Source organism: Acidovorax sp. sic0104, from assembly GCF_019219095.1.
Classification (GTDB): domain Bacteria; phylum Pseudomonadota; class Gammaproteobacteria; order Burkholderiales; family Burkholderiaceae_C; genus Acidovorax.
Map to the genome: position 1 here is coordinate 108,028 of NZ_JAHUWH010000015.1, position 21,194 is coordinate 129,221.

General features: G+C 68.1%; 21 protein-coding genes. 6 read left to right on the forward strand and 15 right to left on the reverse strand.

Going from position 1 to position 21,194, the window contains the following annotated elements; translation table 11 throughout:
• Positions 1 to 9: 9 nt before the first annotated feature.
• Positions 10 to 495 (forward strand): glutathione peroxidase, encoded by a 486-nt coding sequence (locus KW835_RS20955; RefSeq protein ID WP_218385991.1) that lies wholly within the window; start codon positions 10 to 12, stop codon positions 493 to 495.
• 25 nt (positions 496 to 520) lie between these two features.
• Here KW835_RS20955 and KW835_RS20960 read toward each other — a convergent pair whose 3' ends face one another.
• The 12 genes from KW835_RS20960 to KW835_RS21015 all read right to left on the reverse strand — a co-directional run bounded on the left by KW835_RS20960 (position 521) and on the right by KW835_RS21015 (position 10,826).
• Positions 521 to 670, reverse strand: a complete 150-nt coding sequence (locus tag KW835_RS20960; protein ID WP_255593751.1) for a hypothetical protein — start codon at positions 668 to 670, stop codon at positions 521 to 523.
• A 205-nt stretch (positions 671 to 875) separates the two neighbouring features.
• Entirely contained in the window at positions 876 to 1,283 is a 408-nt protein-coding gene (locus KW835_RS20965) for a GNAT family N-acetyltransferase (protein ID WP_218385992.1), read from the reverse strand.
• Positions 1,284 to 1,411: 128 nt separating this feature from the next.
• Positions 1,412 to 2,146: a YafY family protein gene (locus KW835_RS20970; protein ID WP_218385993.1), complete on the reverse strand. Its 735-nt coding sequence runs from the start codon at positions 2,144 to 2,146 to the stop codon at positions 1,412 to 1,414.
• A 113-nt stretch (positions 2,147 to 2,259) separates the two neighbouring features.
• Entirely contained in the window at positions 2,260 to 2,745 is a 486-nt protein-coding gene (locus tag KW835_RS20975) for a GyrI-like domain-containing protein (RefSeq protein ID WP_218385995.1), read from the reverse strand.
• A 227-nt stretch (positions 2,746 to 2,972) separates the two neighbouring features.
• Complete coding sequence (locus KW835_RS20980; protein ID WP_218385996.1) at positions 2,973 to 3,602, reverse strand: alpha/beta fold hydrolase; 630 nt, start codon at positions 3,600 to 3,602, stop codon at positions 2,973 to 2,975.
• 20 nt (positions 3,603 to 3,622) lie between these two features.
• Positions 3,623 to 4,603 carry a ProQ/FINO family protein gene (locus tag KW835_RS20985; RefSeq protein WP_255593752.1) on the reverse strand — a complete coding sequence of 327 codons (981 nt, stop codon included), beginning with the start codon at positions 4,601 to 4,603 and terminating at the stop codon, positions 3,623 to 3,625.
• Positions 4,604 to 4,690: 87 nt separating this feature from the next.
• Complete coding sequence (gene glcF, locus KW835_RS20990) at positions 4,691 to 5,941, reverse strand: glycolate oxidase subunit GlcF (RefSeq protein WP_218385999.1); 1,251 nt, start codon at positions 5,939 to 5,941, stop codon at positions 4,691 to 4,693.
• Positions 5,942 to 5,997: 56 nt separating this feature from the next.
• Positions 5,998 to 6,786, reverse strand: coding sequence for a YoaK family protein (locus KW835_RS20995; protein ID WP_218386001.1), 789 nt, complete (start codon positions 6,784 to 6,786; stop codon positions 5,998 to 6,000).
• A gap of 26 nt (positions 6,787 to 6,812) precedes the next feature.
• The gene (glcE, locus tag KW835_RS21000; protein WP_218386002.1) at positions 6,813 to 7,937 is read right to left on the reverse strand and encodes a glycolate oxidase subunit GlcE; all 1,125 of its coding nucleotides are present in this window, start codon (positions 7,935 to 7,937) and stop codon (positions 6,813 to 6,815) included.
• A 294-nt stretch (positions 7,938 to 8,231) separates the two neighbouring features.
• Positions 8,232 to 9,659, reverse strand: coding sequence for an ammonium transporter (locus tag KW835_RS21005; RefSeq protein ID WP_255593754.1), 1,428 nt, complete (start codon positions 9,657 to 9,659; stop codon positions 8,232 to 8,234).
• Positions 9,660 to 9,695: 36 nt separating this feature from the next.
• Positions 9,696 to 10,034, reverse strand: coding sequence for a P-II family nitrogen regulator (glnK, locus tag KW835_RS21010; protein ID WP_015012094.1), 339 nt, complete (start codon positions 10,032 to 10,034; stop codon positions 9,696 to 9,698).
• Positions 10,035 to 10,094: 60 nt separating this feature from the next.
• The gene (locus tag KW835_RS21015; protein WP_218386004.1) at positions 10,095 to 10,826 is read right to left on the reverse strand and encodes a TorF family putative porin; all 732 of its coding nucleotides are present in this window, start codon (positions 10,824 to 10,826) and stop codon (positions 10,095 to 10,097) included.
• A 215-nt stretch (positions 10,827 to 11,041) separates the two neighbouring features.
• Between KW835_RS21015 and KW835_RS21020 the strand changes: the two genes are divergently transcribed.
• Together KW835_RS21020 and KW835_RS21025 are read left to right on the forward strand one after the other, a co-directional pair.
• The gene (locus KW835_RS21020; protein ID WP_218386006.1) at positions 11,042 to 12,586 is read left to right on the forward strand and encodes a YifB family Mg chelatase-like AAA ATPase; all 1,545 of its coding nucleotides are present in this window, start codon (positions 11,042 to 11,044) and stop codon (positions 12,584 to 12,586) included.
• Positions 12,587 to 12,718: 132 nt separating this feature from the next.
• Positions 12,719 to 13,243: a MarR family winged helix-turn-helix transcriptional regulator gene (locus KW835_RS21025; protein ID WP_218386008.1), complete on the forward strand. Its 525-nt coding sequence runs from the start codon at positions 12,719 to 12,721 to the stop codon at positions 13,241 to 13,243.
• A gap of 32 nt (positions 13,244 to 13,275) precedes the next feature.
• Here KW835_RS21025 and KW835_RS21030 read toward each other — a convergent pair whose 3' ends face one another.
• Genes KW835_RS21030 through KW835_RS21040 form a run of 3 tightly spaced genes read right to left on the reverse strand, consistent with a single transcriptional unit; the run spans position 13,276 to position 17,355 of the window.
• Entirely contained in the window at positions 13,276 to 14,847 is a 1,572-nt protein-coding gene (locus tag KW835_RS21030) for an acyl CoA:acetate/3-ketoacid CoA transferase (RefSeq protein WP_218386009.1), read from the reverse strand.
• 37 nt (positions 14,848 to 14,884) lie between these two features.
• Complete coding sequence (locus KW835_RS21035) at positions 14,885 to 16,138, reverse strand: thiolase family protein (protein ID WP_218386010.1); 1,254 nt, start codon at positions 16,136 to 16,138, stop codon at positions 14,885 to 14,887.
• 2 nt (positions 16,139 to 16,140) lie between these two features.
• Positions 16,141 to 17,355: a thiolase family protein gene (locus tag KW835_RS21040; protein WP_218386012.1), complete on the reverse strand. Its 1,215-nt coding sequence runs from the start codon at positions 17,353 to 17,355 to the stop codon at positions 16,141 to 16,143.
• A 157-nt stretch (positions 17,356 to 17,512) separates the two neighbouring features.
• On the opposite strand from KW835_RS21040, the gene KW835_RS21045 reads away from it, so the two are divergent.
• The 3 genes from KW835_RS21045 to KW835_RS21055 are packed head-to-tail and all read left to right on the forward strand — an operon-like array spanning position 17,513 to position 21,024.
• Positions 17,513 to 18,298, forward strand: coding sequence for a crotonase/enoyl-CoA hydratase family protein (locus KW835_RS21045; RefSeq protein WP_218386014.1), 786 nt, complete (start codon positions 17,513 to 17,515; stop codon positions 18,296 to 18,298).
• Between the two features lie 52 nt (positions 18,299 to 18,350).
• Complete coding sequence (locus KW835_RS21050) at positions 18,351 to 20,219, forward strand: feruloyl-CoA synthase (protein ID WP_218386016.1); 1,869 nt, start codon at positions 18,351 to 18,353, stop codon at positions 20,217 to 20,219.
• 40 nt (positions 20,220 to 20,259) lie between these two features.
• Positions 20,260 to 21,024: an SDR family NAD(P)-dependent oxidoreductase gene (locus tag KW835_RS21055; RefSeq protein WP_218386018.1), complete on the forward strand. Its 765-nt coding sequence runs from the start codon at positions 20,260 to 20,262 to the stop codon at positions 21,022 to 21,024.
• The last annotated feature ends 170 nt before the right edge of the window (positions 21,025 to 21,194 follow it).

Below are 21,194 nucleotides of genomic sequence, written 5' to 3' on the forward strand. Positions count from 1 at the left end.
GCCTGCGCCATGCCCGACAGCATCTACGACTTCGACGCCCAGCAGATGAACGGCCAGACCGTGCCGCTCTCGCAGTACAAAGGCAAGGTGCTGCTGATCGTCAACACCGCCAGCGCCTGCGGCTTCACGCCCCAGTTCGGCGGACTGGAAGAGCTGCACAAGCAGTACGCCGGCCAGGGCCTGGTGGTGCTGGGCTTTCCGTGCAACCAGTTCGGCAGCCAGGACCCCGGCAGCAACGACGAGATCGCAAGCTTCTGCCAGCTCAACTACGGCGTGAGCTTTCCGATGATGGCCAAGATCGACGTGAACGGCGCCAGCGCATCGCCCCTGTACAAGTGGCTGACCGCCGAGGCCCCGGGCCTGCTGGGCAGCAAGGCCATCAAGTGGAACTTCACCAAGTTCCTGGTCGGCAAGGACGGCCAGGTGATACGGCGCTATGCACCGCAGGATGCGCCCAAGAAACTGGCGGGGGACATCGAGGCCGCGCTGGCCTGACCGAGGTCACGGAAAGCGCCCCTGCTCAATCGATGTCCTGCGGCGCCCAGCGGCACAGCACCCGCTCCCGGCCGGTCTGCGGGTGCCTGTCCACTGCCTCCTCCACGAGCCCGCACACCGCATAGAACCGCCGCGCACGCTGGTTGGCGGTGGCCACATGTAAGAACCTGTTCAAGATCTTTTCGGGGTCGCACAAGTGCCTTGCCGGGATGGGATGCTAGGCGCGGTGCGCAGTGGATAGCCCTGCTATCCACAAGCGCCGCAACGCCGCAGACCGCCCGGCAAGGCACTTGCCCGAAGGGTTGGAGTGAAATCGGGCGATTGGACGCCCCGGCTGCTTGCATGGGCACGAGCCCATGCGGCGCATCCGAGGCATCCACTCATCCCGATTGCACTCCAATGCGATCCCCGAAAAGATCTTGAACAGGTTCTAAGGTCCAGCCGGCGGGGCACAGCCGCGCGCAGATCTCCCGCACCATCGCGGCGCCCAGCCCCTGGCCCTGCGCGGCGGGGGCTACAAACAGCTGCTCCAGATGGCTGCGCCGAAGGTCCAGCACCATGAACGCCAGCAGCGTCCCATCGGCGCGTTCGGCCAGCAGTGCCGTGTGGGGCGCACCGAACTCGGCACGCACCCGGGCCTCCCAGTGAGGCAGCGGCGCGACGGCAGGTGCCGACGGGTTGGCAGAGCTCCAGGCGTCACGCCACAGTCGGGCCAGCCGGAGCACGTCATCGGGGGCTGCGGGGCGCAGCGCCACGGCAGGCGCAAGGTCGAGCAGGCAAAGGGTCATCGGCGCATTGTGCAGGTTGCGCTGCGGGGCAGGCCGAAGTGCGGCCGCAGCTCGATGCCTTGGGGCCGCCGCTGCCGGCACGCCCCGGCGCCGCGGCGACATCGAGGCGGCAGGCTGGGTCTGCCTGCTCAGACATTCAGGCCGGGAGTGTCCGAAGGCGGCCATTCGTGCGGGCGCGAGCCCATCTCCGCCTCCACCTTGCGCAGCATGTCGGCCAGCGTCTTGCCGGGCTCCTGGCGGAACTGCTCTTCCAGCACCACCAGGTCCACGATGCGGTCGATGCGAAAGCCCCGGAAGTCGCCGCGCAGCTCGCACCACGCAGAGAGCGTCCACACCTTGCCCCAATAGAAGCAGCCCAGCGGGCGCAGGCGCCTCAGGCTGGGCCGGCCTTGCACATCGGCATAGTGGACCTGCACAACGTGGCGGCTGTGCACCGCTTCGCGCAGCGCCTGCAGCGTGGCCTGTGCCTGCGGGCCCAGGCCCACCGACGGCGCGTACAGCGCCTGCGCCTCGGCTGCCACGCGCGCTGCGGGGGGCAGCACCGACAGGATCTTGCCCAGGGCGCCCTCCACTTCGCGCGCCAGGCCCGCATCCAGCCAGGCTTGCGCCAGCCGAGCGGCTGCCACCAGCGCGTTGGCCTCTCCCTGGCTGAACATCAGCGGCGGCAGGTCAAAGCCCGCACCCAGGCGGTAGCCCACACCGGCTTCGCCCTCAATGGGCACGCCCTGGTGCTGCAGGTCCGCCACGTCGCGGTAGATGGTCCGCGCCGAGACTTCGAGCCGCTCTGCCAGGAAAGCCGCCGTGGACAGGCGCCGGCCCCGGATGAGCTGGACGATCTGGAAAAGGCGGTCAGCGCGGCGCATGGACGGGGCTCATTCTCTCAGCATTTGGGGCTGCAGCGCCTGATCAGAAAGCGTCGTCAGCTATCAATAATATAGCAATTGCAGCTTGCCGGGCTCCGCTGCCCGACCGTTGGCTATGGCTTCACGCCGATGTGGATGGCCACCTGGTCCGGGCCTTCGTAGGCCTCGAAGTCGGTGCCGAAGCGGCGCTGCACCTGCGGATTTTCGGCAAAGTATTGCCAGATGCGCACCCAGGTGTCGATCACCATCTGTGGCATCTCGCCTGCGCCGGTGAACACGAGGTAGTCGCCCGCCTCGATGTCGACGCGCGCCGCGCCTGGCACGGCCGCTGCCTGCGCCCTGTCCGCCTCGGCGACGGCCACGCCAGCCGTCACGTCGAAAGCGCCATGTTCGTTGGATTCGTAGCCGCTGTAGACGCCGAAAACCCGGCCGTCGTCACCCCGGCTGGGCAGCTTGTGTTCCCAGCTCTGGCTGAAGAAGCGGTTCCACAGGCCTCCAAGGCGCGCGATGGCAGGGTTCATCTCTTCGCTGTTGCGCGTGCGCACGGCGATGCCGGCCACGCTGAAAGCAGGGATGCGGACGATAGCGGGGGTGGTCATGGCAGGTCCTCTCTCTCTTTGTTCGATGGTGGAGCCGATCGACGGATCGATCGTTGCCGCGTGTGTGCAGCTGCAGGCAACGGATGGTGGGGGCCTGCTGCTGACACCCTGATGTCAGTAGCCTGCTGCGGGCATTGGGGTGGGCAGCGCCGGTTGCTGACAACGTGCGCCAGCAGCACCGGACGGCCAGGCCGGGAAGGCCTCCAGCCAGGACAGCGCCCAGGCGCTCAGTGCCCCGCCCGCAGGTGGCGGTCGATGTGCGCGGCCACCGCCTCGGCGTGCGTCTGGGACACGTCGTGGGCGCCGCCTGGCAGCACGTGCAGCTGCGCCTGCGGCAGCAGGCCCAGCAGGCGCTCGCCCACCGCCACGGGGCTGATGGGGTCGGCGTCGCCCCACAGCAGCAAGGCGGGCGCACGCACCGAGCCGAGCTGCGGTGCGAGGTCCCAGCGTTCACGGGCCATCCATGGTGGGAAGGCGCGGTTTGCGCGGATGAAATCAGGGCGCCAGTCGTGGGGGCGCAGGTCGTCGATGGGCACACCGCCGGACGTGGCCACAAGCACCAGGTGCGTGAGATGTTCGGGCCGCTGCAGGGCGGCCAGCGCGGCCACCACGCCGCCCATGGACTGGGCTATCAGTGCGCAGGGCTGGTCCATGTGCGGCGTGACCGCATCGACCAGGTTCTGCATGCGGTCCGCCGTGCCTGGCGGCATGTCCGCCGCCGATGCCGCGCCAAACCACGGCCAGCCCAGCAGCACCCGCTCTGACTCGAACACGATCGCGTCCGAGGCAGGCCGCCAGAAAGCCGGGTTGCCGCCCACGCCGGGCAGGAAGATCAGGCGGCCGGGTGCTGCGGACACAAAGCTGGTGACGGGCGGCGTCAGCTGTCCTGGGCCGGCGCCGTCGGCGGCACCACCGCTGCATGACCATCGCCATCCTCAGCGGATGCGACAGGAGCGGCGGCGGCATCCGCAGCCTGCTGCGCGCGCGCAGCCGCCAGGCGGCGCGCGCGTTCGAGCTGCTGGCCCACCGTGCGCGGCACCAGGCCGTACATGTCGGCAAAGGCTTCCAGCGTCTGGCCGCTGCCCTCGAAGGCGCGCAGCAGGGCCTCGTCCTTCGCATTGCGGGCAGACCATTCGGCAAACGCTTCTTCCAGGATCGCGTTGGCAGCGTCGTCGCGGCCCTGCACGAGTTCGGTGTACGCCTCGCGCGCCAGGCCCGATGCCTCGAACGCGGCCATCATGCGATTGCGCAGCTTGGGCAGAAGGTCTTCGGTGGGGCGGGTCTTGCTGTTCTTGCGGCGGCGGTAGACCTCCAGCAGCGCGTGGTGCACATGCTCGGGCGCCATGTCTTCCACCGGCTGGCCCGATAGGTCATGCCGCTTGTCGCCGGCCGCCACGCTTTGCAGGTAGCGTGTGGAGCGGGTGTGGATACCCAGCGCCACCTTGAGCGCCTCGCGCTCAAAAGCGTCGGGGTGCGCCGCCAGGATGTCCTGGAAGATTCCGCGCTTGAGGGGGCGGAACACCGCACCGAACAGTTGCGGGTACAGGCCGGCAAGCTGCTCCAGCGCAGGGTGCGTGCGCGGCGGCGTGCGGGCCGCAGCGCCCTGGGCGATCAAGGGCTGCGCTGCATCGCCGTTGCGCGCGGCGCCCTGGCGCGGCGCATTGCCGCGGTTGCTGCGGCGCTTTCCGTCCGAGCGGCGACCGCGCTCTGCGGCGTGCTCGCCAGCGGGTGCATCGGGCACGGCGGCTGCCACGCCGGCAGGGGCGGCAGTAGCGGTGGACCCGGCCGGGGCCGCAGCCGTCGTTGCTGCTGCTGCGTTCGGTGCTTGTTGTTCTTGTGCGGACACGGAATCGGTCATGGCGTGCAAAAGGGTGAGGTGGGGGGCGACAAAGCCCTCCATCATGCCAGCGTTGGCAAAAATGTCCGACAGCGAGCCCTGTGTGCGTCAGCGCATGGCCTCGTCCAGCACCTCGATCCAGTGCCGCACGGGTGTGCCCGTGCCGCTTTGCAGGTGGGTGATGCACCCGATGTTGGCCGACAGGATCACATCCGGCGGCTGCTCGCCGAAGGCCTCGCCCAGCACGCCGAGCTTGCGGTCGCGCAGTTGGTAGGACAGCGTGGGGTTCAGCACGGAATACGTGCCCGCCGAGCCGCAGCACAGGTGCGCCTCATTGCGCGCAGCCCGCAGCTTGAAGCCCAGGCGCGCCAGGTGCACCTCCACCCCGCCACGCAGTTGCTGGCCGTGCTGCAGCGTGCACGGCGGGTGGTAGGCGTACAGCACGTCGGCTGCGGGCTGCGCGCGGCCGGCGAGCTTGTCGGCCAGCTCGGGCAACAGCTCTGGCAACAGCTCGGAGAGATCACGCGTGAGCTCACTGATGCGCTCGGCCTTGGCCGCGTATTGCGCGTCGTCCTTCAGGATGTGGCCGTACTCCTTCACGGTGACGCCGCAGCCCGAGGCGTTCATGACAATGGCCTCCACCCCGGCCTGCTCCACCAACGGCCACCAGGCGTCGATGTTGGCCCGCATCTCGGCCATGCCGCCCGCCTGGTCGTTGAGGTGGAACTTCACCGCGCCGCAGCAGCCCGCCTTGGCGGCGACAACGGTCTGTATGCCTGCCGCGTCGAGCACGCGTGCGGTGGCACTGTTGATGTTCGGCATCATGGCTGGCTGCACGCAGCCTGCGAGCATGAGCACCTTGCGCGCATGGTTGCGCGTGGGCCATTCACCCGCAGTCTGCGGCGCCGGGACCTTGGCCTTGAGCGCTGCGGGCAGCAGGCCGCGCACCAACTGGCCGGCCTTCATCGCGGGGGCGAACAGGGGCGAGGGCAGGCCCTCTTTCAGCGCCCAGCGCAGCGCCTTTTCACCCAGGGGGCGGGGCACCTTCTCATCCACGATCTTGCGGCCGATGTCCACGAGGTGGCCGTACTGCACGCCGCTCGGGCAGGTGCTCTCGCAGTTGCGGCAGGTCAGGCAGCGGTCCAGGTGCACCTGGGTGCTGCGCGTGGGCTCTGCGCCTTCGAGCACCTGCTTGACGAGGTAGATGCGGCCGCGCGGGCCATCGAGCTCGTCGCCCAGCAACTGGTAGGTGGGGCAGGTGGCGGTGCAAAAGCCGCAGTGCACGCACTTGCGCAAGATGGCCTCGGCTTCCAGGCCATCGGCGCGGGCGCGGTATTCAGGAGAGAGTTGGGTTTGCATCGAGCATGCCTGACGAAAGGGAGCGAAGGACCGGGTGATCTGGGTGCCGGCCGCCGCTACACGGCCGGGGGCGGCGGCAGCGGCACCACCTTGCGCTGCGGGCGCAGCAGCCGTGCGCGGTCGACCCACAGCGGCGGCAGCGAGAGCACCAGCAGCACCAGCGCCAGCGGCACCACGAAGACAAAACCCACGCGGCTGAAGCCCGCTGCGCCCGCGATGCCGCCCACCAGGAACATGCCGAGCAACCCCGCGAACAGGCGCAGCCGCATCTGGTTGGCACGCACCTGCGACTCGGGCGCGGTGCCGGTGCGGTTCCAGTAGAGCATCTTGCCCAACTCGATGCCCAGGTCGGTGACCACGCCGGTCATGTGCGTGGTGCGGATCTGCGACGACGACATCTTGGTCACCGTGGCGTTCTGCAGGCCCATGATGAAGGAGAGCAGCAGCACCGTGACCGGCACCGCGAACGGCGTGGGCCAGCTGAGCGTGATGGCACCCACCAGGCCGAACACCAGCATGAGCGCGGCCACCAGCAGCAGCGGCAGCGCATAGCTGCTGTGCAGGCGCCGCTGCCGCGCCCAGTTCACCATCACCGACGTGGTGGCCGCGCCGCACAAAAAGGCCAGCAGCGCGCCCACGGCGCCCAGCACCAGGGCCATGTTGCCCAGCACGAGGCTGTCGGCCAGCATGGAGACGAAACCCGTCATGTGCGAGGTGTACAGATGCACCACCAGGAAGCCCCCCGCATTGACCGCCCCTGCATTGAAGGCCAGCAGCAGGCCCAGCACGCGGTTGCTCGCCACCGTGCGGTGGTGTCCGGTAAGGTGGCGCAGATGTCGTCGCATGGATGGGCCGCCAGCAGATTCCGGGCCTACCAGGCCTGCGCCATGCGCCCGGGGTTGAAGATGCCCGCCGGATCGAAACTGTGCTTGAGGCGTGCGTGGATCTGCTCCAGCGCGCTGGATTGCAGATCAAATTGGCCGCTGACGCCCGTCGAATCTTCGCGAGGAGCTATGAAAACAGTAGCGCTACCACCCGCGGCGCGAGCGGCTTCACGCAAGGCCGGGCCGGCGGACTCGGGTGCCTGCACCCAGCGCAGCGCACCATGCCATTCGATGAGCGGCTGGGCAGCTGCGGGCAGGGTGAGCACGGGCGCGGTCTGCGGCAGCGACAGGCGCCACAGCGCGTGCGCGGGGTGCTGTGCGCGGTCGGTGAACCAAGGCAGGGTCTGCTCACGGCAGGCGGTCCAGTCGGGCGCCACCGTGGCGTTGTCCAAGCGTGTGCCACCCATGGTGCGGCAGGCCGAGTCCACGGCCGCCACGGCGCCGCGCAGGCGCACGTAAAGCGTGCCGGCGCTGCCGTCCTGCACCCAGCAGCTGGCGTTCAGCGGCAGCGGCTGCCCGCCCCAGGCGTGCAGCTTGCGCAGCGCATCGGCCTGGTTGCATTCAAAGCGCAGCGTGGCCTCGGCCGGCGCCACGGGCAGCACCTTGAGACTGACCTCGGTGAGCAGCCCCAGCGTGCCCCAGGCACCCGCCATCAGGCGCGATACGTCGTAGCCCGCCACGTTCTTCATCACCTGGCCGCCGAAACTCAGCGGTTCCGCCCGGCCGTTGAGCAGCGTGACGCCAAGCAGGTAGTCGCGCACTGCGCCCACGCTGGCGCGCGCAGGGCCCGACAGGCCCGCGGCCACCATGCCGCCCACGGTGGCGGCGTCAGACGGTGCTTTGGAAAAATGCGGGGGCTCGAAGGGCAGGCACTGGCCCTGCTCGGCCAGAACGGCCTCCAGTTCGGCCAGCGGGGTGCCGGCGCGCACGGTGACGACCAGCTCGCTGGGCTCGTAGCTCACGATCCCATGCAGCGCGCGGGTGTCCAGCACCTCCCCGTGCAGTGCCAAGCCGTGAAAGTCCTTGGTACCGCCACCCCGGATGCGCAAGGGCGTCTGGTCGGCAGCGGCGGCGCGCACACGGTCGGCAATCTGGGCGAGGGCTTGGTCCATGCCCAGGATCGTACCGGCAGGCCCCTGCTGCGCAATGGGCCTGGGGTGTGAATTTTTTGAACAGCGCGCTGCAAATTGACTGCGAACGCCAGCCACTGCGGGCCGAATAGGGCGGGTACAGCGCTGGCCGCCAGCGCTCGGGGCCGCCACAACCCTCAGGGCATCAGGTCCCGCCGGACGCGAAAAAAGCCCGCCAGGGCGGCGGGCTGAAGAACCAAGAGGAGTAGCTCGCTTGTTCTTGTTGCAACGCTGCGGTGCCACCAGACACCGCAGCGCATCAGGTGCAAGCGCAGATCAGCGGTTGTACGCCGTCTCGCCGTGCGAAGTGATGTCCAGACCTTCGCGCTCGGCTTCTTCCGAGACACGCAGGCCCACCAGCAGGTCGGCGATCTTGTAGGCGATGAACGCCACCACGCCGGACCACACGATGGTGAACAGCACGCTCTTGACCTGGATCCACACCTGGGCACCCATGGAGAAGGTGTCGGGCGTCAGGCCGCCGGTGCCGCCCAGGCTTTGCGATGCGAACACACCGGTCAGGATGGCACCGAGGATGCCGCCCACGCCGTGCACGCCGAACACGTCGAACGCGTCGTCCACATTGAGCAGGCGCTTCAAGCCGCCCACACCCCACAGGCAGACCACACCGGCCAGCAGGCCCAGCACGATGGAGCCCATGGGGCCCACGAAGCCCGCAGCAGGCGTCACGGCCACGAGGCCGGCCACGGCGCCGGAGGCGGCGCCCAGCATGGAGGCCTTGCCCTTGTGCAGCGCTTCGCCGGCGATCCACGACAGCGTGGCGGCAGCGGTGGCCAGCACGGTGTTCACGAAGGCCAGGCCGGCACCGGCGTTGGCGGCACCTGCGGAGCCGGCATTGAAGCCGAACCAGCCCACCCACAGCAGCGAGGCACCCACCATGGTCAGCGTCAGGCTGTGGGGGGTGAGGGCTTCCTTGCCGAAGCCGATACGCTTGCCCACCATGTAGGCACCCACCAGGCCAGCGATACCCGCGTTGATGTGCACCACGGTGCCGCCTGCGAAGTCCAGCGCACCGTCAGCCGCCAGCAGGCCGCCGCCCCACACGATGTGGGCCATGGGGACGTAGCTGAAGGTGAACCACAGCACCGAGAAGATCAGCACGGCGGAGAACTTGATGCGTTCTGCGAACGAGCCCACGATCAGCGCCACGGTGATGGCCGCAAACGTGCCCTGGAACGCGATGAACACGTACTCGGGGATGGTGATCAGCGCGCCGAAGGTTTCCTGGGTCACGCCCTTGAGGAAGATTTTCTCGAACCCGCCGAAGAACTTGCCCTCGCCGGAGAACGCCAGGCTGTAGCCGTAGATGGCCCACAGCAGGGAGACCAGCGAGAACACCACGAAGACCTGCATCAGCACCGACAGCATGTTCTTGCTGCGGCCCAGGCCACCGTAGAAAAGGGCCAGGCCCGGGATGGTCATCAGGATCACGAGCAGTGTGGAGGTCAGCATCCAGGCGGTATCGCCGGAGTCGATCTTGGGCACGGGCGCCGCGGCGGCAGCGGGCGCTGCCTCGGGGGCAGGTGCGGCAGCCGGTGCGGGTGCAGCGGGCGTCGCGGCGGCAGGCGCGGCTTCGGCCGGGGCAGATGCTGCGGCGTCGGCGGCTGGGGCCTGGGCCAGCACGGCCGAGCCGGCGGACAGCAGGCTCAGCCCTAGAACAAAGGAAGCAAGCAATTTTTTCATGGCGTTTCTTCTCTGGTGTCTGTTGCAACCGGGCCCTTACAGGGCTTCCTTGCCGGTCTCGCCGGTGCGGATGCGCACCACCTGCTCCAGGTGGGTCACGAAAATCTTGCCGTCGCCGATCTTGCCGGTGCGGGCGGCGGTTTCGATGGACTCGATCACACGGTCGACCAGGTCGTCGGCCACGGCGGCTTCGATCTTGACCTTGGGCAGGAAGTCGACCACGTACTCGGCACCGCGGTACAGCTCGGTGTGGCCCTTTTGGCGGCCAAAGCCCTTGACCTCGGTAACCGTGATGCCTTGCACGCCGATGTCCGAGAGTGCTTCACGCACCTCGTCGAGCTTGAAGGGCTTGATGATGGCTGTCACCATTTTCATTTTGGATTCCTCCGGAATGGGCGCGCGCGGCGCCCATTGAGACTTGCTGACGAGACTGGCTTACAGAGTTTTGGTGAGCGTGACAATCACGCGCGACTTGTTCACGTGGCCAAAGAAGGCCTTCTTGTTGGCGCCCACGACGGCAGCGCCCAGCGAGAGGCCGCCGCCGAAGTCATACGCGCCGCCCACGCTGTAGTCCACGTAGTTGGGCACGCCCGTGTCCTTGATGTCGCTGGCAAAGCGGGTGAAGCCCACCGACGCCTTCAGGGTGATGCTGGGGGCCACTTCCTGCGCGAACGCCAGGTTCAGGTAGCCGGTGTTGGTGCCCTTCAGGCCCGAGCCCGCCTTGGCGCCGGCCCAGCCAAAGTAGTCCTTGGAGATGGTGTGCGAGTACTTGGCGGTGAAGGGGCCCATGGTGGCGGCGCCGTACAGCTCGGTGGTGTTGCCGTTGGCGTTGCCGGGGTAGATGTAGGTCAGTGCGCCCACATCGAAGTCGGCGCCAGCGGCCTTGAACTTGTAGCCGCCGTACAGGTCGGATTCGAGCGAGTTGTTGGCCAGCCAGTCCACGCTGGAGTTCCAGTTGCCCACGTACCAGCCGGTCTCGCCGAACGTGTAGTCAAAGCCGCCCTGCAGCGCAGGCTTGACGGCCTTGGACTTGGAGGCGTCCTGGTCCTGGCCGCGGAACTTGTAGTTGGTGGTCAGGCTGACGTTGCCGGTGAGCTGGGCGCTGGCCAGCATGGGAATGGCTGCAACAAGGGCAACGCCCAGGGTCTTGATGATGGCGCGGGTCATGATTCCTCCGGTTGGACAAAGTAGGGGACGAGCGCTTTAAGCACGGACCGTGCCATTGGCCCTGGCCACCGTTCGGCGCGGTTGCTTCGCGTTACAAGCATCCCCCGGTACAGTGGCGATATGTTCGACGAGCGGAATGCACAACATTGGTGCAACGGCCGGCATATACCCACGCAAAAGCCATAAAACGCACCCATCTGGGGAGAAAACACTTCATGAGTCTTGCTTTGGTGCAAAGCCGCGCACTTCTGGGGCTGCAGGCACCGTCGGTCACGGTCGAGGTGCATCTGGCCAACGGTTTGCCCAGCTTCACGCTGGTGGGTCTGGCCGAGGTGGAAGTGAAGGAGGCCCGCGAGCGCGTACGTTCGGCGCTGCAAAACGCGGGGCTGGAGTTTCCCCACAACAAGAGAATCACCGTCAACCTGGCGCCAGCCGACCTGCCCAAGGACTCGGGCCGCTTCGACCTGCCTATCGCCCTGGGTATCCTGGCCGCGAGCGGCCAGGTGGATGGCGGCAAGCTCCGGGGCTACGAATTCGCGGGAGAGTTGTCGCTCTCCGGCGAACTGCGCCCCGTGCGCGGCGCGCTGGCCACCAGCCTGGCCCTGCAGGCACAGCAGATCGACGTGCAGTTCGTGCTGCCGCCCGGCAGCGCAGAAGAGGCTGCACTGGTGCCCGATGCCCGGGTGGTGCGGGCCCGCCACCTGCTTGACGTGGTGCGCGCTTTTCTTCCGCCCGGCACCCCCGCCGGCGGCGATGCCGAGGTGGACAACGACGGCTGGAGCCGGCTGGAACCCCGGCCGCTGACCGCCACCACGGCAGGCCCGGACATGGCCGACGTGAAGGGCCAGGCCACGGCCAAGCGGGCGCTGGAGATTGCAGCGGCGGGCGCGCACAGCGTGCTCATGGCCGGCCCCCCGGGCTCGGGCAAGTCGATGCTGGCGCTGCGCTTTGCGGGTCTGCTGCCTGCCATGACGGTGCAGGAGGCGCTGGAGAGCGCGGCCATCGCCAGCCTGGCAGGAAGGCTCCAGCCCGAGCGCTGGGGACAGCGCCCGACAGGCAGCCCGCACCACACGGCGAGCGCGGTGGCGTTGGTGGGTGGCGGGTCGCCGCCCAAGCCCGGCGAGATCTCTCTGGCCCACCATGGCGTCCTGTTCCTTGATGAGCTGCCGGAATTTCCCCGCGCCGCTCTGGAAGCCTTGCGCGAGCCGTTGGAGACAGGCCACATCACCATTTCGAGGGCCGCTCAGCGCGCGGACTTCCCCGCGCGTTTCCAGATGGTCGCGGCAATGAACCCCTGCCCCTGCGGCTTTCTCGGCTCCACGCAGCGCGCCTGCCGCTGCACGCCGGACCAGGTCAGCCGCTACCAGGGCAAGCTCAGCGGGCCGCTGCTGGACCGCATCGACCTGCATGTCGAAGTACCCGCCCTGCCTGCCGAGCAACTGGTGCAGGCACCCGCCGGTGAGTCCACCGCAGTGATCCGCGAAAGGGTCCAAGCGGCGCGCGCGCTGGCCCTGGGACGCCAGGGCAAGGCCAACCAGGCGCTGCAGGGCCAGGAGATCGATACCCATGTGCAACTGGACGACACGGCCGCCAAGTTCCTCAATACCGCTGCGGCCCGCCTGGGATGGTCGGCGCGCAGCACGCACCGCGCGCTGAAGGTGGCGCGCACCATTGCCGACCTGGCAGGCGCCGCCACCACGCAGGTCAGTCACGTGGCCGAAGCCGTCCAGTACCGCCGCGTTCTGCGCAGCCCCACCTGACGACTGCCACCGTGATGCACTACAAAACAAATAGCATCCAGCGCTTGCACCGTCTGCGGTAGCGTCTGATTTACATCAAAATCCTGCCACGCCCCGGCCCCTCGCCCGCACCACCCTTTGCACAATCGCCCCATGTCCCGTGCCCGCCTTTCCAAGAACACAGCCACCGCAGCCGCCACAGCGCCAGCACCGCAGCCCACCCAGCCCGTGCCGTACCCGGAGTCTGTGGACACCGGTTTCCTGCGCACGCTGGTGGGCTACAACGCGCGCCGCGCGTCGCTGGCCGTGATCGAGGTCTTCATGGAACGCATGGCGGTGTATCGCCTGAAGGTGGTGGATTTCTCGGTGCTGTCGCTGGTGGCGCACAACCCGGGCATCACTTCGCGCCAGCTGTGCGCCACGCTCAACGTGTTGCCGCCCAACCTGGTGGGTTTGATCGCAGCGCTGGAGCGGCGCGGCCTGATTGAGCGCCGCCCGCACCCGAGCGACGGCCGCGCCATGGGCGTGCACCTCACGCCCGCAGGCATCGAGCTCACGGCACAGGCCGAGCAGACCGCCGCGCAACTGGAGGTGGACGCCACCTCGCGCCTGACCTCGGCCGAACGCAAGACGCTGATCCGGCTGTTGCAGAAGGTCTATACCGACAGCGAGCAGTAGACGCAGCGCAAAACACCGGCTGCGGGCCCTCCTCAGGCCTGCGCAGCCTTCGACGCCATCGCCTGCGCCAGCCCGCCCCACTGATCGCGGAACAGGCCCGGGTCCATGGTCTTCACGTTGCGCATGATGGGCTGGAAGCCCATGTGCGCCAGCACGTCGCGTTCCAGATCGATGCCGGGCGCAATCTCTGTCAGCTCCAGGCCCTCGGTGGTCAGGTGGAACACGGCGCGTTCTGTCACGAAGAGCACGTTCTGCTCGCGCTGCGCAGCGTCCAGCCCGTTGAAGGTGATCTGCTCGACCTTCTCGATGAACTTGCGCGAGCGGCCTTCCTTGACGATGGAAAGCTTGCCGTCGGCCACCTTCACCTCCAGGCCACCCGCCGTGAAAGTGCCGCAGAACACCAGATTCCTGGTGGACCGCGTGATGTTCACAAAACCACCGCAGCCCACGGGCCGGCCGTTGAACTTGCTCACGTTCACGTTGCCGTGGTTGTCGGCCTGCGCCAGGCCCAGGAAGCTCGCGTCCAGTCCACCGCCGTCATAGAAGTCAAACTGCAGCGACTGCTCGATGATGGCGTCGGCGTTGTAGGCAGTGCCGAAGTCCCCGAGCTGCGCCGGGATGCCGCCCGTGATGCCGCTTTCCACGCTCAGCGTGAACTGCTCGGAAACGCCCTCTTCCGCCGCCACCGACGGCACGCCGGCCGGGATGCCGATCCCGAGGTTGGTGATGGCGCCGGGCGTGAGCTCCAGCGCCGTGCGGCGCGCGATCACCTTGCGCTCGTCCAGCGGCATGGGCGCCAGCGAGTTGAGCGGCACGCGCACATCGCCGCACAGCGCGGGGTTGAACTGCGTGGTGATGGTCTGCATGTGGTTCTCGGGCTGGCTGACCACCACGTAGTCCACCGACACGCCCGGCACCTTGACCGACTTGGGGTGCAGGCTGCCGGCCTTCACGATGCGCTCCACCTGCACGATCACGATGCCGCCACTGGCCTTGGCCGCGTGGGCGATGTTGATCTGCTCGAGCAGCACGCCTTCCTTGTCCAGGGTGATGTTGCCGTTCTCATCGGCCAAGGTGCCGCGGATGATGGCCACATCGACCTTGGGCGCGGGGTAGAACAGCCATTCCTCGCCGTTGAATTCGACGAGCTTGACCAGGTCTTCGGTGGACTTGCTGTTGAGCTTGCCGCCTTCGATGCGGGGGTCCACGAACGTGCCCAGGCCCACCTTGGTCAGCAGCCCGGGGCTGCGGCTGGCAATGTGGCGCGTGAGGTGCGACAGGCTGCCCTGCGGGAAGTTGTAGGCCTCCACTTCGCCGTCAAACACCATCTTCATCATCTCGGCACCCGTCTGGCCGAAGTGGCCCGCCACGGTGCGCTTGATCATGCCGGGGTGGGCAAAGTGGACCATGCCCGCGTCCTTGCTGTTGCCGATGGCGCCGCAGGCCCAGGTGGTTACGCTCTTCGGGTGACCAGTCTCCAGAAAGTTCTTTTCCACGCCCTTGAGCACTTCCTCGGGCAGGCTGGAGACGGCCAGGCCGCCCAGGAAGATGGTGGCGTTGTCGGGAATCAGGGCGCCGGCCTGGGCTGAGGTGATGATTTTCATGGTGTGTAGCTCGTGCGATTAAAGGGGGTGGCGCGGTTCAGACGTCGGTGTTTTCGATCAGCAGTGCAATGCCCTGCCCACCGCCCACGCAGGCGCTGGAGATGCCATAGCGCAGGCCACGGCGGCGCAGCTCGCGCGCCAGGGTCACCGTCAGGCGCACGCCGGTGGCGGCCAGCGGGTGGCCCAGTGCAATCGCGCCGCCGTTCACGTTCAGCTTGTCGCGGTCCAGGCCCAGCTCGCGCTCCACCGCGATGGTCTGCGCACCCTGTGCTTCGTTGATTTCAAAAAGGCCGATGTCATCCAGCGAGAGCCCGGTGCGCGCCAGCAGCGCGCGGATGGCGGGCGCCGGGCCGATGCCCATGGTTTCGGGCGCCACGCCGACGGCTGCCGCGCCACGCAGGCGCGCCAGGGGTTTGAGGCCGCGCCGCTGCACATATGCATCGCTGGCCACCACGGCGCCCACGGCTGCATCGACCAGCGCCGAGCTGTTGCCCGCCGTCTGCACGCCGCCGGGGTACACCGTGCGCAGCCCCGCCAGCGCTTCGACGGGCGAGGGGCGCGGGTGCGTGTCGCGGTCGAGCTGCGCCACCTTGCGCGGCAGTGTGATGCCGCGCGTGGCGTAGCCTTCGAGCGCGAACTTCTCGCTCGTCACCGGCACGATCTCGCCGGCCAGAAAGCCGTCGGCCTGGGCTTGCAGCGCCCGCTCGAACGAGCGCGCCGCGTAGGCGTCCACGTCTTCGCGGGTGATGCCGTACTTCTTGGCCAGGTTCTCGGCGGTCTCGATCATCGTGACGGGGCCTGCGGTGTCGATCAGCGCCTCCATCAGGAAGTCCTTGAACTCCACGGGCGCGCCCAGCTTGAAGCCGGTGCGGTGGGTGTAGGCGGCAATCGGGTTGCGCGTCATGGACTCGGTGCCCACCACCAGCGCCACGTCGGCATAGCCCAGCGCGATCTGGTCGGCGGCCTGGCGAAACAGCTCGAAGCCCGTGCCGCAGATGCGCTGCACCAGGATGGCCGGCACCGCTTGCGGCACGCCCGCGTACAGGCCGATGTGGCGCGGCAGCACGAAGGCGTCGAAGTCGGCCTGCGCCATCGACCCGGTGATGACCGAGTTCACGTCAGTGGCGGGCACGCCGCTTTTCTCCAGCACGGCCCGGGCGACCTTGATGCCCATGTCGGTGGGCGACACATGGCCCAACGGGCCGCAGTAGTCGACCATGGGCGTGCGCACGCCGTCCACCAGCCAGGCGTTCAAGAGGGCGGAGAAAGAGCTTGTCGAAGCGGTCGTCATGGTCAGGCCTTGGAAGTGGTTTTGCTGTCCGTCACGCGCAGCACGGTGGCGTAGCCGGTGTCGCCTGCCGCGCAGCCGGTGAACAGGCCCACGCCGCCGCCGCGCAGCACGAGCTCTTCGATCAGTTCGATGATGGCGCGCATGCCGGTGGGCGCCTGCGGGTGGCCCCAGATGATGGAGCTGCCGTAGTTGTTCATGCGCTCCCAGGCAAAGCCTGTGTCGCGCGCCAGGGCGATGTCGTTCACGGCAAAGGGGTTGTGGGTCTTGATGGCCGCCACATCGCTGATGGACAGACACGCGTTCTTGAGCGCGTTGAACGCAGCGGGCGACGGCGCCATGGGCATGTAGCCCGCCTCCACGCGCGCCATGCCAAAGCCCAGGATCTCGACTTCAATGCCCGGGTCGGTGGCCACAGCGCGGGCGCGTTCGCGGGTGGTGACGATGGCGCCCGCATTGCCGTCTGCCGGGTGCGTCTGGCCGCCAAAGGTCACGGTACCGCCTTCTTTCACTGGTTTGAGCCGGGCCAGGCCTTCGGCGGTGGTGGGGAAGATGCCTTCGTCTGCGCTGAGCGTGCCGGTCTGCTTGCGGAATTTCGAGTCGGTGACGGGCACATCGGCCATGTAGCGCTTCTGGAAGGCACGGTCGTTGGCCAGCGCCTCCTGGTACTGGTGGTAGCGGTGCAGCTTGAGCGCGTGCTGCTCTTCGGTGCTGATGCCATAGCGCGCGGCCACGTTCTCGCCGGTCTGCAGCATGGGGTTCTTGGCGTAGGGGTCGTGGCCCATGTTGTCGGGCACCCAGTGCTCGGTGATGCCGTAGCCGCCAGTGCCGCTCGAATCCGGGTAATACACCACCGGGCCGTTGGACTGGCGGTCGGCCATCACCAAGAGCGCGCTGGTGGCCGTGCCGCAGGCCACTTCCTGCGCGGCCATCTGCAGCGCGCGCACGCTGGTGGCGCAGGCCTGCTGCACCGTGGGCCCGGCCACGCGGTCGATGCCCATGAGACCGGTGACCCAGGGCAGGCCGTAGAAGCTGCCCTTTTGCGGGTTGGTGATGCCGAGGATCGCCAGGTCCACCGCCGCCAGGTCGTACCCCCGCACGGCCAGCGCCTGCTTGCCCACCGTGGCCGCCAGCGGCAGCGCATTGAGGTTGGCCAGCGAGCCCTGCCACTTGGCGAACGGGGACGACCAGTAGATGCCGTAGGGGATGAAGGCGTTCATGACGGTTCCTTGCTGTGAATCGGTGCCATTTTAGTTATTTATCATAATCATATGATCACCCGGAAATGCTAGGGAAAGCCCCTAGCAAAGACCGCTGGAATGGCCTTGTTTTAGTTATTTTTGATAACCATAATTTCCCCAACTCACCTCGACAACCATGACCAAGCACTCCGACATCTCCCTCGAAATCCGCGGCGAACGCGAGGACATCGCGGTCATCCGCCTGGCCCGCCCCGCCAAGCGCAATGCCTTGAACGACGGCCTGATCCTGGCGCTGCGGGATGTGATGGACAACCTGCCCGCCACCGTGGGCGCAGCGGTGATCGATGGCGAAGGCGAGCACTTCTGCTCGGGCCTGGACCTGTCCGAGCTGAAAGAGCGCGATGCGGGCCAGGGCCTGCACCACTCGCGCATGTGGCATGCGGCGCTCGACCGCGTGCAGTTCGGCCCCGTGCCCGTGGTGGCCGCGCTGCACGGCGCAGTGGTGGGCGGGGGCCTGGAGCTGGCCAGCGCCTGCCACATCCGCGTGGCCGATGAATCCACCTTCTACGCGCTGCCCGAGGGCTCGCGCGGCATCTTCGTGGGTGGCGGCGGCGCGGTGCGCATCCCGCGCCTGATCGGCACGGCACGCATGACCGACATGATGATGACCGGCCGCGTCTACAACGCGGTGGACGGCGAGCGCGTGGGCTTCGCGCAGTACCTCGTGCCCACCGGCACGGCGTTCGACAGGGCTTTCGAGCTGGCCCAGCGCATTGCGCAGAACGCGCCGCTGACCAACTACGCGCTGATGCACGCGCTGCCGCGCATTGCCGAGCAGCCGTCGGACCAGGGCCTGATGACCGAAGCCATGATGGCCGCCATCGCCCAGAGCGCCCCCGAGGCCAAGGCCCGCGTGCGCGCCTTCCTGGACGGCAAGGCTGCCAAGGTCAAGAAGGACTGACACGCGCGGTCCGCCACTGCGCATCCAGCCAGCCCCACCGAGACGCTTTTCCATGACGGCAACCAACCCCTCTCCCCGCTACCGGCCGCTGCGCTTCGGCGTGACCGAAGTCAGCACCCGCCGGACAGACGACGGCGTGGTCTACGTGCGGGCCACGCAAGATCTGGCGCCCTACCCCGTGCGGCTCACGGACCGCCTGGCGCACTGGGCGCACGCGGCGCCCGACCGCACCTGGATGGCCCAGCGCGTGAAGAACGCCGACGGCAGCCTGGGCGACTGGCGCCACATCACCTACGGCCAGGCCTGGCAGGCCGCGCGCAGCATTGCCCAGGCCCTGCTCGACATGCAGCTGAGCGCTGATCGCCCCGTGGCCATCCTGAGCGAGAACGACCTGGACCACGCGCTGCTGTCGCTGGGCTGCCTGGTGGCCGGCGTGCCGCAGTGCACCGTGTCGACCGCGTACTCCACCATCAGCCAGGACTTCGACAAGCTGCGCCACGTGCTCGACACGCTGACCCCGGGCCTGGTCTTCGCGAGCGACGGCCAGCGTTTTGCGCGGGCCATCCAGGCCACGTTGGCCCCCGACGTGCGGGTGGTGCTGGGCTCGGGCGCCATCGAAGGCCGCAGCACCCTGCCCTTCAGCCACCTGCTGGCCACCCCCGCCACGCCCGCCGTGGATGCGGCGCATGGCGCCATCACGGCCGACAGCATCGCCAAGTTCATGTTCACCTCGGGCTCCACCAAGCTGCCCAAGGCCGTCATCGTGACGCACGGCATGTGGGCCGCCAACCTGCAGCAGATGAACCAGTCCATGCCCGTGCTGGCCGAGGAGCCCCTGGTGCTGGTGGACTGGCTGCCGTGGAACCACACCTTCGGCGGCAACCACAACTTCGGCATCGTCATCTACAACGGCGGAACGCTCTATCTGGACGAAGGCAAGCCCACGCCCAAGGGCATGGCCGAGACCATCCGCAACCTGCGCGAGATCGCGCCCACGGTGTACTTCAACGTGCCCACGGGGTTCGAGGTCATCGCGCAGACCATGAAGACCGACGCGCAGCTGCGCAAAAATCTGCTCAGCCGCGTGAAGATGTTCTTCTTTGCCGCTGCTGCGCTGTCGCAGCCCATCTGGGACTCGCTGTTCGAGAGCGCCGAGCGCGAGGTGGGCGAGCGCATCGTGATGAACACGGGCCTGGGCATGACCGAAGGCTGCCCCTTCTGCGTGGCGGTGAACAGCCCCGACGTGCAGGCGGGCGACATCGGCGTGCCCACGCCGGGGCTCGAACTCAAGCTCGTGCCCGTCGACGGCAAGGTCGAGGTGCGCTACCGCGGCCCCAACATCACGCCCGGCTACTGGCGCAATGCCGAGGCCACGCGCGATGCCTTCGACGAAGAAGGCTTCTACTGCTCGGGCGATGCCGTGAAATGGATCGACGAGACCGACCCGAACAAGGGCCTGAAGTTCGACGGCCGCATTGCCGAGGACTTCAAGCTCAGCACCGGCACCTTCGTGAGCGTGGGCCCCATGCGCGCCAAGATCATCGCGGCCTGCGCGCCCTACGTGCAGGATGCGGTCATCACCGGCATCAACCTCAAGGAGATCGGCGCGCTGCTGGTGCCCACGGCCACCATCCGCACGCTCAGCGGCCTGCCCGAGAGCGCGAGCCTGCAGGAGGTGCTGGAGAGCGCGCCCGTGCAGCAGCACTTCCAGCAGGTCATCGACCGGCTCGCCGCCGAGTCCACCGGCAGCGCCACCCGCGTGGCCCGTGCGCACCTGATGGCCGAGCCGCCCTCGCTCGACAAGGGCGAAGTCACCGACAAGGGTTCCATCAACCAGCGCGCCGTGCTGCAACACCGCGCGCACGTGGTGGACGCACTGCACGGCGGCACGCTGCCCGGCACGCTGGTGCCGCGCCACTGAACACCAAAGACACAAACCATTTTCATCAAGGACACATAGCATGGATATCCAAGGACAAGCCGCCATCGTGACCGGCGGCGCGTCGGGCCTCGGTGAAGCCACCGCCCGCGAACTGGCGCGCCTGGGCGCCAAGGTCGCCGTGCTCGACCGCAATGCCGAGCTGGCCGAGCAAGTGGCTGCCGATATCGGCGGAGTGGCCTGCGCCTGCGACATCACCGACACCGCCAGCGTGACCGCCGCGCTGGAGAAGGCCGCCGCCGCACACGGCCCGGCGCGCATCCTGATGAACGTGGCCGGCATCGGCAGCGCCAAGCGCATCGTGCAGCGCGACGGCAGCGCCGCGCCGCTGGAAGACTTCACGCGCGTGGTGACCATCAACCTGATCGGCAGCTACAACGTGAGCCGCCTGTTCGCCGCCGCCTGCGCGAAACTGCCCGCCCTGCAGAGCGGCGAGCGCGGCGTGATGATGTTCACCGCCTCAGCCGCCGCGTTCGACGGCCAGGTGGGCCAGCAGGCCTACAGCGCCTCCAAGGGTGGCCTGGTCGGCATGACGCTGCCTATGGCGCGCGACCTGGCGCAGCACGGCATCCGCGTGTGCACCGTGGCGCCCGGCCTGTTCGCCACGCCGCTGATGAAGGAGCTGCCCGAAGCCGTGCAGCAGTCGCTGGCCGCGAGCATCCCCTTCCCGCCACGCCTGGGCAAGCCCGAGGAGTTTGCCGAGCTGGCCTGCCACGTCGTGACCAACGGGCACCTGAACGGCGAGGTGATCCGCCTGGATGGCGCCCTCCGTATGGCACCAAGATGAGAAGCCCCCCTGAGCCGCTTCGCGTCATCCCCCCAGGGGGACGCCACCGGTGGCCTGGCAAAGCCAGTTCCACGGTGGCGCTGGCTTGCGCAGCGCCAGTTTCAAGCGCCGTGGGAGGCGCAGCCCAGTCGATAACGAGAGGGTGTGCAAACACCCCAGTTGATTATTGA

Bases quoted from the DNA above. Each gene is read 5' to 3' on its own strand.
- KW835_RS20955 (WP_218385991.1), top strand. From the start codon at position 10: ATGCCCGACAGCATCTACGACTTCGACGCCCAGCAGATGAACGGCCAG.
- KW835_RS20965 (WP_218385992.1), bottom strand. From the start codon at position 1,283: ATGACCCTTTGCCTGCTCGACCTTGCGCCTGCCGTGGCGCTGCGCCCC.
- KW835_RS20970 (WP_218385993.1), bottom strand. From the start codon at position 2,146: ATGCGCCGCGCTGACCGCCTTTTCCAGATCGTCCAGCTCATCCGGGGC.
- KW835_RS20975 (WP_218385995.1), bottom strand. From the start codon at position 2,745: ATGACCACCCCCGCTATCGTCCGCATCCCTGCTTTCAGCGTGGCCGGC.
- KW835_RS20985 (WP_255593752.1), bottom strand. From the start codon at position 4,603: ATGACCGATTCCGTGTCCGCACAAGAACAACAAGCACCGAACGCAGCA.
- glcF (WP_218385999.1), bottom strand. From the start codon at position 5,941: ATGCAAACCCAACTCTCTCCTGAATACCGCGCCCGCGCCGATGGCCTG.
- KW835_RS20995 (WP_218386001.1), bottom strand. From the start codon at position 6,786: ATGCGACGACATCTGCGCCACCTTACCGGACACCACCGCACGGTGGCG.
- glcE (WP_218386002.1), bottom strand. From the start codon at position 7,937: ATGGACCAAGCCCTCGCCCAGATTGCCGACCGTGTGCGCGCCGCCGCT.
- KW835_RS21005 (WP_255593754.1), bottom strand. From the start codon at position 9,659: ATGAAAAAATTGCTTGCTTCCTTTGTTCTAGGGCTGAGCCTGCTGTCC.
- glnK (WP_015012094.1), bottom strand. From the start codon at position 10,034: ATGAAAATGGTGACAGCCATCATCAAGCCCTTCAAGCTCGACGAGGTG.
- KW835_RS21015 (WP_218386004.1), bottom strand. From the start codon at position 10,826: ATGACCCGCGCCATCATCAAGACCCTGGGCGTTGCCCTTGTTGCAGCC.
- KW835_RS21020 (WP_218386006.1), top strand. From the start codon at position 11,042: ATGAGTCTTGCTTTGGTGCAAAGCCGCGCACTTCTGGGGCTGCAGGCA.
- KW835_RS21025 (WP_218386008.1), top strand. From the start codon at position 12,719: ATGTCCCGTGCCCGCCTTTCCAAGAACACAGCCACCGCAGCCGCCACA.
- KW835_RS21030 (WP_218386009.1), bottom strand. From the start codon at position 14,847: ATGAAAATCATCACCTCAGCCCAGGCCGGCGCCCTGATTCCCGACAAC.
- KW835_RS21035 (WP_218386010.1), bottom strand. From the start codon at position 16,138: ATGACGACCGCTTCGACAAGCTCTTTCTCCGCCCTCTTGAACGCCTGG.
- KW835_RS21040 (WP_218386012.1), bottom strand. From the start codon at position 17,355: ATGAACGCCTTCATCCCCTACGGCATCTACTGGTCGTCCCCGTTCGCC.
- KW835_RS21045 (WP_218386014.1), top strand. From the start codon at position 17,513: ATGACCAAGCACTCCGACATCTCCCTCGAAATCCGCGGCGAACGCGAG.
- KW835_RS21050 (WP_218386016.1), top strand. From the start codon at position 18,351: ATGACGGCAACCAACCCCTCTCCCCGCTACCGGCCGCTGCGCTTCGGC.
- KW835_RS21055 (WP_218386018.1), top strand. From the start codon at position 20,260: ATGGATATCCAAGGACAAGCCGCCATCGTGACCGGCGGCGCGTCGGGC.